This is a genomic window from Variovorax sp. dw_954 (genome assembly GCF_018449755.1).
Classification (GTDB): Bacteria; Pseudomonadota; Gammaproteobacteria; order Burkholderiales; family Burkholderiaceae_C; genus Variovorax.
In genome coordinates, this window is record NZ_JAAVVD010000091.1 from 1 (window position 1) to 834 (window position 834).

An 834-nucleotide genomic window follows, 5' to 3' on the forward strand; every position below is an offset into this window, starting at 1 on the left:
GTCGGCCCTGCAAATGGCCCGCAGCCCGCATGAGCATTGGGTCTTGACGGCGTTTCTCGTGCACCCAATCCCCCGGGAAGCGTTGAAGATCGAATTGATTTCTGGGAAATTTCGTCGATGCCCGAGCCCTTTGACACACCCGATTTCTTCCGCCCCCGACTGGTCGAGATGATTGACCTACGCCACCCGCTGGCGGTGTTGGCGAGTCGGCTGCCCTGGTCACACTGACTTGAGTAGTGGACGCAGCGCGGAAACCCCAACCGAGAGAGAACCCGCAAGCCAACTGCCGCATGGCGTGGTGCGCATACTCCGCAATGGCAAGCGCATGTACGCCGACGATTTCAAGGCGCAGCTGGTTCGACAATGCCTGGTGCCGGGGACTTCGGTGGCTGCCACCGGCATGGCGCACGGAGTCAATGCGAACCTGTTGCGTCGTTGGATTGTTATGCACGGGCATGCCGCTGCCCCCGCACCGGCGTTGTTGCAGGTGACGCTTCAAGCATCGCCTCCTGCGAGAACGCCGCCGCCGTGCGCGGTGCCCTCGGAGCCGCAGGTCATCGAGATCGAGATTCACGGCGTTCGTGTTCGCCTGCACGGTCAGGTCGATGCGCAACGGCTGGGCGTCGTGCTCGACGCGTTGGCGCGGCGCACATGATCGGTCTTCCCTCGAACACGCGCGTGTGGATCGCGGCCGGCCACACGGACATGAGGAAGGGCTTCGACGGCCTGGCCGCCATGGTGCAGACGGCACTCGCAACCAATCCGTTCTGCGGCCACGTCTTCGTCTTCCGCGGCAAGCGCGGCGACATCGTGAAGTTGCTGTGGTTCGATGGC

At 63.7% G+C, this 834-nt stretch carries 2 protein-coding genes; both read left to right on the forward strand.

Annotated features, from left to right (window positions below):
* Nucleotides 1-325 precede the first annotated feature (325 nt).
* Nucleotides 326-655 (forward strand): transposase, encoded by a 330-nt coding sequence (locus HB681_RS37625; RefSeq protein ID WP_213959986.1) that lies wholly within the window; start codon nucleotides 326-328, stop codon nucleotides 653-655.
* On the forward strand, nucleotides 652-834 hold a 183-nt coding region (gene tnpB, locus HB681_RS37630), incomplete at its 3' end, for an IS66 family insertion sequence element accessory protein TnpB (RefSeq protein WP_213959987.1). The genes HB681_RS37625 and tnpB, both read left to right, overlap by 4 nt.

Coding starts and splice junctions, on each gene's coding strand:
- HB681_RS37625 (WP_213959986.1), top strand. CDS start 326: ATGTACGCCGACGATTTCAAGGCGCAGCTGGTTCGACAATGCCTGGTG.